The organism is Anaerotignum lactatifermentans DSM 14214 (genome assembly GCF_900142265.1).
In the GTDB taxonomy this organism is placed as follows: domain Bacteria; phylum Bacillota; class Clostridia; order Lachnospirales; family Anaerotignaceae; genus Anaerotignum; species Anaerotignum lactatifermentans.
The window spans coordinates 143592-158277 of record NZ_FRAH01000003.1 but is presented as its reverse complement, the minus strand read 5'-3'; the positions used below and the strand labels follow the sequence as shown (position 1 = coordinate 158277).

16 protein-coding genes are annotated in these 14686 nt (G+C 47.4%); 13 read left to right on the top strand and 3 right to left on the bottom strand.

Features of this window, described 5'->3' with window-relative positions; all coding sequences use genetic code 11:
* The first annotated feature begins 109 nt into the window (after positions 1–109).
* The 8 genes from yycF to BUB35_RS00820 all read left to right on the top strand — a co-directional run bounded on the left by yycF (position 110) and on the right by BUB35_RS00820 (position 8307).
* On the top strand, positions 110–814 hold the full coding sequence (yycF, locus tag BUB35_RS00855; RefSeq protein WP_022365475.1) for a response regulator YycF: 705 nt from the start codon (positions 110–112) through the stop codon (positions 812–814).
* Between the two features lie 15 nt (positions 815–829).
* A complete protein-coding gene (locus BUB35_RS00850; protein WP_143158914.1) occupies positions 830–2632 on the top strand; it encodes an ATP-binding protein in 1803 nt (600 codons plus the stop codon).
* 144 nt (positions 2633–2776) lie between these two features.
* Positions 2777–3208 carry a hypothetical protein gene (locus tag BUB35_RS00845; protein ID WP_072848039.1) on the top strand — a complete coding sequence of 144 codons (432 nt, stop codon included), beginning with the start codon at positions 2777–2779 and terminating at the stop codon, positions 3206–3208.
* A gap of 42 nt (positions 3209–3250) precedes the next feature.
* Positions 3251–4705 carry a hypothetical protein gene (locus BUB35_RS00840; protein WP_072848038.1) on the top strand — a complete coding sequence of 485 codons (1455 nt, stop codon included), beginning with the start codon at positions 3251–3253 and terminating at the stop codon, positions 4703–4705.
* Positions 4706–4731: 26 nt separating this feature from the next.
* Positions 4732–5592: a two-component system regulatory protein YycI gene (gene yycI / locus BUB35_RS00835; protein WP_072848037.1), complete on the top strand. Its 861-nt coding sequence runs from the start codon at positions 4732–4734 to the stop codon at positions 5590–5592.
* Between the two features lie 112 nt (positions 5593–5704).
* Complete coding sequence (locus tag BUB35_RS00830) at positions 5705–5929, top strand: FeoA family protein (RefSeq protein WP_022254186.1); 225 nt, start codon at positions 5705–5707, stop codon at positions 5927–5929.
* Positions 5930–5931: 2 nt separating this feature from the next.
* The gene (gene feoB / locus BUB35_RS00825) at positions 5932–7959 is read left to right on the top strand and encodes a ferrous iron transport protein B (RefSeq protein WP_242949168.1); all 2028 of its coding nucleotides are present in this window, start codon (positions 5932–5934) and stop codon (positions 7957–7959) included.
* Positions 7960–8022: 63 nt separating this feature from the next.
* On the top strand, positions 8023–8307 hold the full coding sequence (locus tag BUB35_RS00820; RefSeq protein WP_022254184.1) for a Nif11-like leader peptide family natural product precursor: 285 nt from the start codon (positions 8023–8025) through the stop codon (positions 8305–8307).
* Positions 8308–8417: 110 nt separating this feature from the next.
* Here the strand turns inward: BUB35_RS00820 and BUB35_RS00815 are convergent, their stop codons facing one another.
* Positions 8418–9281, bottom strand: coding sequence for a MurR/RpiR family transcriptional regulator (locus BUB35_RS00815; RefSeq protein WP_072848034.1), 864 nt, complete (start codon positions 9279–9281; stop codon positions 8418–8420).
* 204 nt (positions 9282–9485) lie between these two features.
* Here BUB35_RS00815 and BUB35_RS00810 point away from each other — a divergent pair, with 204 nt between their 5' ends.
* From BUB35_RS00810 to BUB35_RS00795, 4 genes are all read left to right on the top strand, one after another.
* On the top strand, positions 9486–9986 hold the full coding sequence (locus BUB35_RS00810) for a COG2426 family protein (protein ID WP_072848033.1): 501 nt from the start codon (positions 9486–9488) through the stop codon (positions 9984–9986).
* 15 nt (positions 9987–10001) lie between these two features.
* Complete coding sequence (gene rsmA, locus BUB35_RS00805) at positions 10002–10880, top strand: 16S rRNA (adenine(1518)-N(6)/adenine(1519)-N(6))-dimethyltransferase RsmA (protein WP_072848032.1); 879 nt, start codon at positions 10002–10004, stop codon at positions 10878–10880.
* Between the two features lie 219 nt (positions 10881–11099).
* A complete protein-coding gene (locus BUB35_RS00800) occupies positions 11100–11366 on the top strand; it encodes a metal-sensing transcriptional repressor (protein ID WP_054328990.1) in 267 nt (88 codons plus the stop codon).
* Between the two features lie 10 nt (positions 11367–11376).
* Positions 11377–12258 carry a DMT family transporter gene (locus tag BUB35_RS00795; protein WP_072848031.1) on the top strand — a complete coding sequence of 294 codons (882 nt, stop codon included), beginning with the start codon at positions 11377–11379 and terminating at the stop codon, positions 12256–12258.
* A 149-nt stretch (positions 12259–12407) separates the two neighbouring features.
* Here BUB35_RS00795 and BUB35_RS19355 read toward each other — a convergent pair whose 3' ends face one another.
* The gene (locus BUB35_RS19355; protein ID WP_143158913.1) at positions 12408–12797 is read right to left on the bottom strand and encodes a hypothetical protein; all 390 of its coding nucleotides are present in this window, start codon (positions 12795–12797) and stop codon (positions 12408–12410) included.
* Positions 12798–12891: 94 nt separating this feature from the next.
* Here BUB35_RS19355 and spo0A point away from each other — a divergent pair, with 94 nt between their 5' ends.
* The gene (gene spo0A / locus BUB35_RS00790; RefSeq protein WP_330391024.1) at positions 12892–13680 is read left to right on the top strand and encodes a sporulation transcription factor Spo0A; all 789 of its coding nucleotides are present in this window, start codon (positions 12892–12894) and stop codon (positions 13678–13680) included.
* 410 nt (positions 13681–14090) lie between these two features.
* Here the strand turns inward: spo0A and BUB35_RS00785 are convergent, their stop codons facing one another.
* On the bottom strand, positions 14091–14612 hold the full coding sequence (locus tag BUB35_RS00785) for a DUF6648 family protein (RefSeq protein ID WP_084730494.1): 522 nt from the start codon (positions 14610–14612) through the stop codon (positions 14091–14093).
* Positions 14613–14686: the final 74 nt, after the last annotated feature.

Here is a 14686-nt window from a genome sequence, read left to right as displayed (position 1 = left end):
AAACTGCCGTATCTTTCGTTCAAAAAAGAGGATTGGTTTACATTTTCTTCAAAATTTAGTATAATTTTTTGAAAGGGAAAATTTTGATTCTGAAGGGGGAATCGAAGCTATGGACAGAAAAGTTTTGATTGTTGACGATGAAAAAAATATTGTAGATATCATTGCCTTTAACCTGAAAAAAGAGGGGTATCAGGTCATTACGGCATCGGACGGGGAAGAAGGGGTCAGAAAGACCTTTGAGGAAAATCCCGATCTGATTCTGTTGGACATTATGATGCCCAAAATGGACGGGTATGAGGCTTGCCGTAAAATCAGAGAGAAAAAACATACGCCTATCATTATGCTCACAGCCAGAGCCGAAGAAGTGGACAAGGTTCTGGGGCTGGAAATGGGCGCGGACGACTATGTAACAAAGCCTTTTGGTGTGCGGGAGCTCATGGCGAGGGTGAAAGCGAACCTGCGGAAAGTGGCTGCCCTTCAGGAAGCAGCAGGCATGGCAGCATCCGACGAGAAAGCATCTCCTTACGGAAAGCTGTCTTTGAACCTTGACCGCTACGAAGTGAAAAAAGATGGTAAGACCATCGACCTGACACTGCGTGAATTTGAGCTTTTGAAGTTTCTGGCACAGCAGAAAGGACAGGTATTTTCCAGAGAAACCCTGCTGGAGAAGGTATGGGGTTATGAGTATTTCGGGGATGTTCGTACCGTTGACGTGACTGTGCGCCGTCTGCGGGAAAAAATCGAGGACGATCCCGGCAAACCTGCCTATATCCTCACCAAACGGGGTGTTGGTTATTATTTTGATTGTGATTAAAACGGAGTGGGATCATTGCGCAGCATAAAATGGAAATTGATCGCGATGTATCTGGGGCTGGTGCTCATTGTGATGATCGTCAGCGGGACGTATATCCTGCTGAGCCTCAGGAATATCGAAATAAATAAATCAAGACAGCAGCTGGAGATCTACGCGGAAAAGATTGTGGAGCAGGTCATTGATGCAGGGGATGCGGACAGCTTTCAGGAAGACTTGCAGGCAACAGTAACAAATGCCATGGGTATCCAGGGGAACGTGCTGAATGCGGAAGGGGAGACCATTGCGTCTACCACATCGCCCAAAGCACCTTTTACCCAGTATACAGATCAGGCAGTCATTGCCGGCATGAATGGCACAGCCACATTCTCCTCTGGCAAGAAAAGTACGGACTCCTTTGGTCTGCTGAAGGAATGGATGAGCTATGCCCTGCCTGTGACAGATGAAAACGGCAATGTGGAATATATCGTGTATACCCGTTTGGATGCCAGCGATATGCAGAGCAGCCTGAATGAAACCACGAAGATCATCATTGTGGCAGTATCCATCGCCCTGTTTCTGGCGGCTATCATGGGTTATGTCTTTGCCCAGACCTTGACAGGACCTATTCTGGCACTGACCAGAGGGGCAAAAAACATGGCAGAAGGGAAGCTGAATCAGAGTCTGAAAGTCCGCAGCAATGACGAAATCGGGCAGCTTACCAGCAGTTTCAACTACATGGCAGCGGAACTGAGAAAGACCATGTCGGAAATCTCCAAAGAGAAAAACCGTATGGAAATCATTTTGCATAACATGAGTGACGGTGTTATCTCCTTTGCCAAGGATGGCGAGCTGATGCTTGCCAATACGGCAGCGGAGGAAATGCTGAAGGTGGATAAGATGGATATGGATTTTTCCCATTTTATCCGTGCCTTTGACATCAGCACCGGCGTATATTTGGATATGGGGGATGAGCTTTCCAAGGCAGTCACATTCCCTGTGGATAAGCAGTTTATTCACGCCACATTCTCTCCTCACTACAACCCCAAAAAAGAAATGGAAGGCGTTGTGGTGGTATTGCAGGATGTTACAGAACAGAAAAAACTGGACGACATGCGGAAAGAATTTGTGGCAAACGTTTCCCACGAACTGCGTACGCCTTTGACTACGGTCAAGAGTTATACGGAAACCCTTATGGAAGGGGCACTGGACGACAGGGAAACAGCCATGGAGTTCTTGTCCATCATCGACAGCGAATCCGACCGTATGGCGTTCCTGGTACGGGATCTGTTGCAGCTTTCCCGTTTTGACAATAAGCAGGTGCGCCTGAATATTACGGAAATCGAAATGAACGAATTCCTCATGACTACCGTTCGCCAGAGCAAGATTCATGCGGAAGCGAAACATCAGGAACTGACCTTTGAGCCTTGCGACCATCCTGTCATCATTTACGGCGACAGAGATCGTGTGGGTCAGGTCGTCAATAACATTGTGACAAACGCTATCAAATACAGTCTGGAGCAGGCGAAAATCCGTATCTTTATCACCGAGGACGAGAAATATTACAAGATTTCCGTCAAAGATACAGGTATGGGCATCACCAGAGAAGACCTGCCCCGTATTTTCGAGCGTTTCTATCGTGTGGACAAAGCCAGAAGCCGTGCTATGGGCGGCACTGGTCTGGGGCTTGCCATTGCCAAGGAAATCATGGAAAGCCATAAGGGTCGCCTGACGGCAGAAAGTGAATACGGCAAAGGCACGACTATGACCATGTGGTTCCCCAAAGAACGTCCAGAACTGGAATACGAACACGAATTCAAAACAGGCGGTCCTACAGAATGACAGGATTTTTCCCGAAACGACACCGCAGTAACTGGAAAAATCAGGTGTTAAAAAACTGTAAGGGCACTGTAACAGAACTGTAATATTCTTGCTGTATAATAATGGCAGTGAAAAATACGAGTAGACGGTAAGGAGGTGACGGAGATGAAAAAAAGATTGTTTGGCTTAGTTTTGGCAGGACTTCTGTGCTTTTCTCCCGTCAGTGCATTTGCCGCAGAGGTAACTCCCATCACTGTCAGCAGCGGTATCGACCTGTACCAGGAAGAAACAGAATCTACATTTGACAGCAGCCGCACCATCTACGGCGAAGCGAAACCCAATACAAAGGTTTCTGTGTCTGTCAACTGTAAAGACGCCAACGGGGATATGAGCGTTGTAAGCGCACAGGAAGTGACTGTAGGTTCCATGGGAATCTTCGCAGCTACCGTTGGACTGGAAATGGGTTATAACTATGTGACACTGACGGCGGATAAAGCTGGGTATGATGAAGCGTCTTACACAGTTGTGATCAAGCGCCTGCCCAATCAGCTGAAAAAAGATCTGCAAAACATGATCGCGCTGCCCGGTCTGTACTAAGGAGCGCAAAAATATAAATTCATAAAGAAGCGGTGAGATCGAATGAAAAGAAACAGGATTACAAATGTTATCATTGTTGTTCTGGTCATAGCCGCTGTGTATCAGACAGGAGAGTTATGGCTTGAAGGAACAGCAGGTCATAACTTTTTTCGTGCAGTAAAAGAATCCATTTCTGCTACGGATGAGGCGTCAGAAAGCGATGCGCTGCTGGCAACCAGATATGCCGTAGGGGATGGGGCATCCAATTTTTCCGTATACTATCCTGACAAAGTTGGCAGCAGTGACATGCTGGAAAAAGCCAACGACGTTTTGCAGGAAATATTGGCGGAAAACATCGGCGAGAGCACGGAATTGGAAAAAGCCGACTGGAAAGAAATGCTGCAGAACAAATGTATTGTCATGCAGTATGATTTTATGATTAATATGGATGATTATCTGGAGGGCATGCGCAGTCTGAAAAATGGTCAGGATTTGGATAGCTTTGACTATATCACCATTGTGCCCGCAAGGCGTACAGGGGAGGAAAGCAAGGCGTATTTTGTCAATTCCCAGACCAACGACTGCGTGGTTTACCGTGCCATGAAAAGCAAATCTGCTCCCATACTTTTTGAGGCATTGCAGGCAGAACCGGAAGGGGAAATGGTTTATATTTCCACCGGACAGAAAACCAGCTCTGCTGTCCTTAGGCGGAATCTGTTCCTGCCCCAGTGGGCGGAATTGCCCTATCAGTATGATACCTTGCGGCAGGTGCCTGCCTTTGAGCAGGAGGGGGCTGTGAGCCGTATGCTGCTGGAAAATACGGCAGAACGATTTTTCCGTAATTTCTCCGTGGACTGGAGCCAGCGGGATGAAAACGGAAATTTTGTATTCAGTGACAGCTCTGTGGTGCTCCGCTATAACCCGGGCAGCCGGATGCTGGAATACTATAACTATGAAAATTACGGCAGTGATGGTCCGAAAACAGCCCTTTTGGATGGCTATCAGATCAGCTGCAATTTTATGACCAATGACGCTTCATTGCAGACGGATGTATATTTGGCAGATATTGGCGGAAGCGGCAATGAAACAGTTTATTACTTCGATTACGCCGTAAATGGATTGCCTGTATATCTGTCGGAAAGCGTGCAGCAGGAAATCGGCATGAAGCATGCCATTGAAGTGACGGTCAGCAACAATTCCGTTAAGAAATACCGCCGCTATGCAGTGAATTATGAGGCATCCGGTGCAAAAGACGCCAGTCTGGATGTGCAGTTCATCGATGCGCTGGACGCGGCTAACCGTCTGTATCAGGAAACGGTGGAACAGCGGGAAATTGCGGATGTGAAGAATATTGCGCTGGGATATTTTGCAGACCGGACAGAAGGTATCCGTTTGCAGTGGTTTGTAAATCTTTACGACCGGATATTCCTCATTGAAACAGACAGTACTTTGCCGGAGCAGACGGCAGTGACAGAAACAGAACCGGAAACTGTGGTTAATGCATCCACCAATTCCTGAAAATCTGAAAAGAAAGGAGGCAGTCTATGGAGTGGCAAAAAGCGAAAAAGTTTGTTGTTGTGCTGCTGGTGATATTGAACGCCTGTCTGGCGGTGCTTAACTATCAGCAGAACCGGGAGAGCGCCATGACTGCTTCTCAGGAAAAGGCGATTTTTGAAGTGCTTTCCAAAAACGGCATTACCATGTATACAGACCTCATCACGGAAACGGAACCCATGAGCCGTCTGGAATGTATGGTGCCCACATATACCAAGGAAGATTTGGAACGTGCATTTTTTGACGGAGAAAAGACCACCGTTGTCCCCAGTCAGACCACGACCGTATATCGTACTTCTTCGTCAGAGTTGACGGTGGAAGGCGCCCGCGGCACTCTCACATTTCCACAAGTGGCAAAAGAAAAGGGAGAACTGAGCCGGGGAGACGCTCTGAAAAAGGCAGAGGAATACATGGACGGCAAAGAGAAAATCTTTGGGGAATTTGTTTCCTATGACCTTTTGGAAACAGAGGAAGGCTACTGTGTGGTGTTCTATGAGAAGTATGACGATACCATCGTATTTTCCAATTACTTCCGGGTGTTTGTATCTCAGGCAGGCATTTATCAGGTGCAGTTTGTTTATTGCCCTGTGGTGGGTTATAACGGCGAGAAAAAGGATATTTTCTATGCCGATGAAGCGTTGCTCACATTCATGCGGGAACTGCGGAAAAACCAGCCGGAAGGGGCTGTGACAGTGAACCGTATGGAGCTTGGCTACGACCTGTCGGATAAAGAAAGCCAGACCAAGGAAGGTATGCTTTACGCGGTGCCTTGTTACCGCATTTATCTTATGGAGCAGGCGGAACCATACATCATCAACGCCTATACTTGCAAACTTATCAATGAAGAATAAAACAGACAGACTTGCGATATAAGAAAACGCAGGTCTGTTTTTTTTGTACAGGCACACCCCCTTATGCTGGGCATATATTGTGCATAACAGGATTTTTCCGGGAGGTGGGAACATGGAGGGAAGCATGCTTTTGTCAGAAGTCCCTCTGGGGCAGAGCTGTCAGGTGGTGGAAAGCCGTCTGCTGCGTCTGCTGGACTTGGGATTTTGTGAAGAAAGTCAGGTGGTGCCTTTGTATACATGCCCTTGGGGCGGCACACGCCTGTATCATGTAAAACAGACCCGCATTGCCCTGCGGGACAGCGATGCGGCACAAATTCAGGTGAAGGCGGTGGAATGAGGATGGGTGAGGAAAAAAGACCCTGTATCGTTCTGGCAGGCAATCCTAACACAGGAAAAAGTACCCTGTTCAATGCCTTGACGGGACTGAAACAGCATACAGGCAACTGGTCTGGAAAGACCGTAGGCAGGGCAGAGGGACGGTTTTGGTTGGGAGAGAAAGAGGTGGTTCTTGTAGACCTGCCGGGGATTTATTCCCTCTTTTCCGCCGGTGCGGAAGAAGCTTGCGCCCGGGATTTTCTGGCTTTCGGTGATGCGGACGCTGTGGCTGTGGTGGTGGATGCCTCCGCTTTGGAACGTCACCTGCCTTTGGCTTTGCAGGTCATGGAATTGATGCCCCGCTGTGTGCTGTGTTTGAATCTGGCAGACGAAGCGGAGAAAAAGGGGATTTCTATTGATGACAAAAAGCTGTCAGCTTTGACAGGTGTTCCCGTGGTGAAAACCGCTGCCAGAACGGGAAGAGGGTTGTCAGATTTGACAGCAGCTTTGGAAAAAGTCATGGAGCAGGAACCACATGTGCGCCATACGCCTTTTCATAAGACTCTGCCAGAGGATTTTGCGGAACTGCTGGCAGAAGGAGAGAATCTCCTGCCGGAAAGCAAAAACAGACCGCTCCTACTGGATTTTCTTTGGCAAAAAGAGGAGGATGTTTTGTCAGAAGAAGTTGGCGAAGAACTGCGCCAATGGAGAACTAAATGCAATGGGTATTTTGCAGGGGAGGAAGAAGCCCTTGCTGTTTATCGAAAAGAGCGTTCTCTTTGTTTCCAGAAACGGGCAGAAACCCTGACGGCTGCTGTCTGCAAGAAGAACGAAGGAAAAGGGGATACAACGGCACAGATGGATAAACTGTTTTTGCGGAAACGGACTGGAGTGCCGTTGATGCTGCTTTTGCTGGCGTTGGTGTTCTGGATTACGGCGGTAGGAGCCAATGTGCCTTCTCAAATGCTCATGTCCGTTTTTACCAAGCTGGGGGCAACTTGCCGCAGTGCGCTGGAGTCAAGCCCTGTTTGGCTGGAAAGCCTGCTCATGGATGGGGTGTTCTTGACGGTCAGCTGGGTGGTTTCTGTGATGCTGCCGCCTATGGCTATCTTTTTTCCTATGTTTACCCTGCTGGAGGATTGTGGTCTGCTGCCGCGGATTGCGTTTCAGCTGGATGGGCTGTTCCGTCGAGCAGGGGCTCATGGCAAACAGGCGTTGACACTTTGTATGGGCTTTGGCTGCAATGCCGCAGGGGTCACGGCGTGCCGCATCATTGATTCCCCCAGAGAACGGCTCATAGCCATACTGACCAATAACTTTGTGCCTTGTAATGGGCGGTTTCCAACGATTTTGCTGTTGATAGCTGTGTTCTTATCAGTGGGAAAGCCGTGGATGTCTGGGCTTGTTCTTTTTCTGGTCATTGGGCTTTCTGTGGGCATGACGCTGTTGGTTTCCTTCTTTTTGAGCCGGACGGTGCTGAAAGGGATGCCTTCTGCTTTTGTACTGGAATTGCCGCCTTTTCGCCGTCCGCAGATTGGGCAGGTGCTTGTGAGAAGTTTGCTGGACAGAACCATTTTTGTGCTGGGGCGTGCCATCACAGCGGCAGCACCGGCAGGGGCAGTTATTTGGACGCTCCAACGTATTCCAGTGGGAGATGGTACGTTGCTGACACAGATTGCCCTGTTTCTGGAACCGCTGGGAGGGCTTATGGGGCTTTCCGGTCCTATTTTGCTGGCGTTTCTGCTGGGACTGCCTGCCAATGAGATTGTGCTGCCCATCCTGCTGATGTTTTACAGTCAAAGCGGTATGTTAGTGGAAGGGGGCAGTCAAACAGGGGCAATGCTGGCGGCAAACGGCTGGACTTGGACGACGGCTGTCTGTGCCATTTTGTTTTCCCTGAACCATTTCCCCTGCGCTACTACGCTGCTGACTATCCGCAAGGAAACGGGCAGCTGGAAATGGACGGCGATTTCTTTCCTGCTGCCAACGATCATTGGGATTTGTCTGTGTGCCGCTGTTCACGGTTTGTTCTGTTTCTTTGGTTTGACTTAATTTTTTGGAAAAAATGTGCTATACTGAGTACTTGAAAAGGAACAAAAGAAGGCGGTGGCAGAAATGAACGAAAATTTATGGAAATTACTGGAGATGGCAAAAGCGGACCCTGCTTTGCTGGCTGCTCTGGAAGCAACCAGAAAGGAAGCAGACCCGGCACTGGCGCTCTGCACATTGGCAACGGAAAAAGGCTTTCCCATTACCGTAGGGGAATTGTTCGGAGAAGGGGAGGAGTATACCTCCAATCTGCTCAAAAGCTGCAACGGCGGCGCAAGTTACCCCTTAGATGGCTGGGAAGATGCCTATGATTTGTTTTTCGCGTCTTTGGATGCACTGAAAAACGCATAACAAATTGCTCTCAGAGAAGAAGACAATGCAAATGAAAATGCCGGCGTTTCAAGACATTTAGTCCATGAAACGCCGGCTTTCTATTTCTGATGTTTCCTTGTGAAAGGTCATTAGAACAGCCCAACCTTAGACAGATACTTGTCGATGAGCTGCAATTTTGCTTCTGTGGAATACCCCATTTTCTTACTGATGAAGGAGCACAGCAGTTCAATGGTGAACAGCACCGCAACGTAGGAGTTGAAGAAGGTATTACTGTCTACGCTGACGGTGAGCAGCTGTGTGGCATATTTCGCCAGAGGGGAGCTTGCTTTGTCTGTAATGAGGACAATTTTCGCGCCGGCTTCATAAGACATCTGGGCTGCCAGCAAGTCCATTTCCGAATAACGGGGGAAGCTGACGGCAACGATACAGTCATTTTCCGTAATGTCGCAAAGATGGTCGATAACGTTGAGGGCAGGGTGGGATGTTTCGTAAACATCCGGCAGCAGATGCTTCAGCAGCAGAAGCAGCATATCCCCTACGCAGGAATTTGCACGGGATGTGACGATGAATTTCCGTTTGCTGCCTGTGATCAGTCCCGCAGCCCGTTCAAAGGACAGGGAATCGTTCTGGTTTACGCAGGATTTCAGGTTTTGCAGCACATTGGAAAAATAGCTTTCCATAATGTCGCTCTGGTCCAGCTTGCCGATACTCAGTTTCAGTCTTTCAGACGGAATGGTGATGTTGTCGGAAACGCTGTTGATGCGTTCTGTATAGGTTTTGCGGATGCTCCGCTGGAAATCCATAAAGCCTGTATACCCTAAAGTGCGGGTGAAGCGAATGACAGAGGAGTCGCTGACCTGCAGGCGTCTTGCGATTTCCGTCGATGTGATGAAACATGCTTCTGCAAAATTATCCAGAATAAACTCAGCAATGAGTTTTTCTTTTTTTGTCAGCTTTACGCCCATAAGCTGCGCCCGTAGTTCTTCTGTCATAGTCTCCCTCTTTTCCATTTCTTGCATATACTATGTAGCCCCATTTTCTCACACTCCCCAGCCCTTTTCAATAGAAAAAGTAAAAAAGCCGTAAATTTTCAAAAAATATACATTCGCCTTTGTCCAAAATGTTGTAAGGCGGCAGGTTTTCGTATATAATAAGGCAATGTATGTATTGAAAAATTTTCTTTAGGAGGAGATTATTTGGCAGAAACAATTGCAAATTGGTTTGTAACAACATTTGAAGGTACGCTGGCGCGGGAATGGATTGTATTTCTGGTTTCCATGCTGCCCATTCTGGAGCTGCGCGGCGGCATCATTGCGGGCTTTGCTATGAATATGGAATGGCTGCCCACATTCATCATCGCATATATCGGCAATATCTTGCCCATTCCTTTTATCCTGCTGTTCATCCGGTATATTTTCAAGGTACTGAAAAAGACGCCCATGCGCAAAGTAGTGGAATGGTGTGAACGCAGAGCGGATCAGAAAAGTGAGCAGATTCGTAAATACGCTTATTGGGGTGTATTCCTCTTTGTAGCAGTGCCGTTGCCCGGTACTGGTGCATGGATGGGTGCTCTCATCAGCGCGTTGTTGGGCATGGACCCCAAAAAGACATTCCCCGTTATCATGGCAGGGGTTTTGACAGCTGGCATCATCGTATCCGTACTGTCCTTCGGTCTGCTGGGCAGTCTGGGACTGTAAGAAGGGGGAGAGAACATGGCAGAACGTATTTCAACACCTTCCAGAACCAAACAGATCATTGAGGAAAACGGCTTTTACTTCAAAAAGAATTTCGGTCAGAACTTCCTCATTGACAGCAACATTCTGGATAATATCGCAGAATGCGCCGGTGTCACAAAAGAGGACTGTGTGCTGGAAATTGGCCCTGGTATCGGCAGTCTGACACAGGTATTGGCAGAACACGCCAGAGAAGTGGTTGCCATTGAAATCGACAGCAACCTGATTCCCATTCTGTTTAAAACACTGGCAGATTATGACAACATCGAAGTTCGCAATCAGGATATCCTGAAAACAGATATTGACGCCATCATTCGGGAGAAGAATAACGACCGCCCCATCAAAGTGGTGGCAAACCTGCCTTATTACATCACCACACCCATTATTATGGATTTGCTGGAAAATGAACGGAAAGTGGATACCATCACCGTTATGGTACAGAAAGAAGTAGCGGAACGGATGCAGGCAGGTCCTGGGGATAAGGAATATGGCGCTCTGTCCATTGCGGTACAGTATTACTGTGACGCCCATCTGGACATGATCGTGCAGCCTTCCTGCTTTATGCCTCGTCCCAAGGTAGCTTCCGCAGTCATCACACTGAAAGTGCTGCCGGAGCGGAAAATTGCCGCAAAAGACGAGGAACTGTTCTTCCATCTGGTGAAATGCGCCTTTGGACAGCGTCGGAAAACACTGCTGAACTGTCTGTTCAATCAGGGAAATCTGGGCTTTTCCAAGGAAGAATGGACAGAAATTCTCACTTCTTTGGGCTGGGACCCTCGTGTCAGAGGGGAAGCATTGTCCATTGAGGATTTTGCCAAACTGACAGACGCGGTTTTTGACGCAAAACAGAATCAGTAATTGGATATGCTCTGATGAAAGCAACTTCTTATTAAGAAAACATAACAAAAAATAAGCAAGCTGAAATCTTCTATATCATAAAGATTTCAGCTTGCTTTGTTTTATGCCCCTAAAGTCGGGGCATATTTTTTTGTCCGAAAATGGAAATCGTATTGTATTTTTACAGGAACGTGCTATACTGAAAATATCCCCCCTGGGGGGATATGAAGGAGGGAGAGTATGGCACATCATCACGATACCAAACAAGTGCTGAACCGTCTTTCCAGAGCCATTGGACATCTGGAAGCGGTGAAAAAAATGGTGGAGGAAGGACAGGATTGCAGTCAGGTGCTGATACAGCTGGCAGCTGTGAAGTCCGCTCTCAACAATACAGGAAAAATCATTCTGAAAGACCATATCAATCATTGTATTGTGGAGGCTGTGGAAACCGGGGATAAAAAAGCGCTGGAGGATTTGTCGGCAGCCATCGACCAGTTCATGAAATGAGGGGATTTCTATGACATCGCAAAAAACAGCTATTTTCTGGGCAATTCTGGCGGCGGGGCTTTATGCTCTTAATGCTCCTGTGTCTAAATTGCTGTTGGAAGAAGTACCGCCTACCATGATGGCAGCCCTGCTGTATCTGGGGGCAGGCATGGGATTGGCAGTGGTGCGCCTTGTCCAGCGTATGACAGGAAAAGGGAAGAAAGAAGCCCCTTTGACAAAAAAAGACATGCCTTACACCGTGGGCATGGTGGTGCTGGATATTGCTGCGCCCATTTTTCTCATGGTTGGCTTGACCATGACCACGGCAGCAAACGCTTCTTTACTCAATAATTTCGAAATCGTTGCTACGGCAGTCATTGCCCTTTTTATTTTTCGGGAAGCCATTTCCAGACGGCTTTGGCTGGCAATCGTTCTGGTGACCATCTCCAGCGCCATCCTTTCTGTGGAGGATGTGACCAGCTTTACATTTTCCTATGGCTCCATATTCGTATTGCTGGCTTGTGTGTGCTGGGGGCTGGAAAACAACTGCACCCGCATGATTTCTCATAAAGACCCGCTGGAGATTGTTGTCATCAAAGGCTTTGGCTCCGGTCTGGGGTCGTTGGTGCTGGCATTTTGCCTTGGGGAAAGCGCATTGCCATTGGTGTATGGGGTGTGTACATTATTGCTGGGATTTGTTGCCTATGGCTTGAGTATTTTCTTTTATATCTATGCCCAGCGGTATCTGGGAGCAGCCAAAACCAGCGCCTATTACGCACTGGCGCCTTTCATGGCAACGGCCCTTTCTCTGGTGATTTTTCGGGAAAAACCGTCAATATCCTTTTTTATCGCCCTGCTGATTATGGCTGTGGGGACATATTTTGCCTCTACGGACAACGCCGCGGAGAAATAAAAGGAATTTTGTCGGAATCGCAATAAAATGACAAAGGCTGCATGTGGAAAAGAAGGGGAGAGAATTTAGGGGCATCTTCATAAGAAAACAAAGAAAGCCAAAATCCTTATGATTACAAAGGATTTTGGCTTTCTTATTTTATGAAGATTTTAGTTGTTATGTTTTCTTATGAAGACAGCCATCGCAATTCCCCTTAAAAAATCAATGAAAAGGAAAATCAATGTTTTCTTAAGGGGAAGTTGCTTTTTCTCTCCTTTTTTGTGTGAAAAAGAAGTTGATTTTGTCCTTTCTATATATGGTGGAGGTGAAAGAAAATTTCTACCATATCTTTGATTTTTCAACAAATCCAACAGTACCCGACAAAAAGAAAGCCCTTTCGGCAAGCCAAAATCCTGCGGTCTTTCCCAAAATTCACCATGAAATCCGACAGTGTCCTCCATAGGCTGACAGGAAATGTGTTTTGTCGCAAAAATCGAGGAAAAAGCCGAAAAAATGGCGGTTTTTCCGTCGGGATTTGTCTGCCGAAACCGTATTGTCACGGCATGTATACTGTACTATAATCAACCCAAAAGCAAGAATGTTTGTCATATTCATGCAGCAAACTACAAAGCGGAGGGATTGATTTTGAGCCAAATGAAAATAAAAGTGCTGTTAGCCGATGATAATAAGGATTTTTGTGATATTGTCGTGAATTATTTGCAGAAACAGGAAGATATGCAGGTGGTAGCCGTTGCCATGGACGGCATCGACGCCATGAACAAGATTCGGGAATACCGTCCCGATGTGGCAGTCATTGACGGCATCATGCCCAGACTGGATGGCATTGGGGTGCTGGAAAGACTCCAGAAAAATCCAGATATGCACCAGCCCATTACTATCATTTTGTCTGCCTTAAGTCAGGATAAAGTGGTGCAGCGTGCCATGGAATTAGGGGTAGGGTATTACATGATGAAGCCCTTTGACCTGGAAGCCCTGAGCCAGCGCATCCGTCAGCTCATGCAGGAACAGCCAGCAGTAAAACCGGCGGGCAGTGTATTTGCGGCAGCGGCACCGGCGGCACAGGGAACAGTGGATCTGGAAACGAGAGTTACCAACATTCTCCATGAAATCGGTGTGCCTGCCCATATCCGCGGGTACCATTACATGCGGGAAGCCATCATGATGAGTGTCAACGATATGGATGTTCTCAACTACATCACCAAGGAACTGTATCCTTCCATTGCCAAAAAGTGCAACACCACGCCCAGCCGGGTGGAACGTGCCATCCGCCATGCCATTGAAGTGGCTTGGAATCGGGGAAAAGTGGAAGTCATCCATGAATTATTCGGTTATACCGTAAACAACCATAAGGGCAAACCCACCAACAGTGAGTTTATTGCCCTCATTGCCGACAGACTGCGCCTGGAGCAGAAAGCCGGCTGAACAAGGGGAAATGCCTTGTCTGCTGCCTTATTCCCTTGGGGCAGCAGAGCTTGTTCCACATAATGCCTCCATACAAAAATCAGGGTGGATTCGGGAAGAATCCACCCTGATTTTGTTTGGGAATCATTGGAGTGATTTCCTTGTTTCAAAACAAGAAGAAATAAAAAATGACCTCGGTAGCTGACTTCAGCAGAAAACGTATTGTATAGAATCTGGGTAAATAAAAAAGCTGAAATCCTTCGTGTTATAAGAATTTCAGCATTCTTCGTTTTCTGATGAAGCAGCCATTGACCTGCGAAGTTAGACGGTCTACCAAACTAAACGGGACTGACCGCCCTTCCACAAGCGGTAACCCTTTTCTAAGATTATCTTACAGCCTTTGCAGAGAATTTGCAAGGGCTTTTTTCTGCTTAATATCTCCGATTGACATAATCGTCAATGACCGATTTTCGGCTTTCTTCCTGAAACACCCCTTCTTCCCGCAGACACTTTAAGATGAGTGTGCTGGTGGAGTGAAGGATGATGCCTTCTTCCTCAATGACGATCTCAAAGAGCTTTCCTTTGAGAAATTTGCTGCGAATCTTGATGAAATAAGCCACTACCCCTTTATAGTCCAGCATCCGCAGGGCAGTCAGGGTGGCTTTGTCTTTTTTGCTGTAATAGTAATTGCTCTTTTCCATATAATCCCGTTTCAGTTCATAATCCATGTCACGGGTAGTGCTGACGGTTTTCATTTCCTTTGCCAGCGCGTTGTAATACTGATAGTTGAACAACGCTTTTTCCAAAGTATCCATGTTGCGAAAGGGGCCGATGTCGCCATAGATGACGGCTTCGTAATTGCGCTGCAAATATTCCCGTTTGGTCATATCGCCCTTGGCATATTGGTCGATCAAACTTTGGCGGTATTTGAAATATTTTTGTATGGCATTCATGAATCCAACCTCTTTCCCAGCCATTCCCTATGGTGTGACCCTTCCTGTCCTGTTACAATGGACAAAAAAGGGGA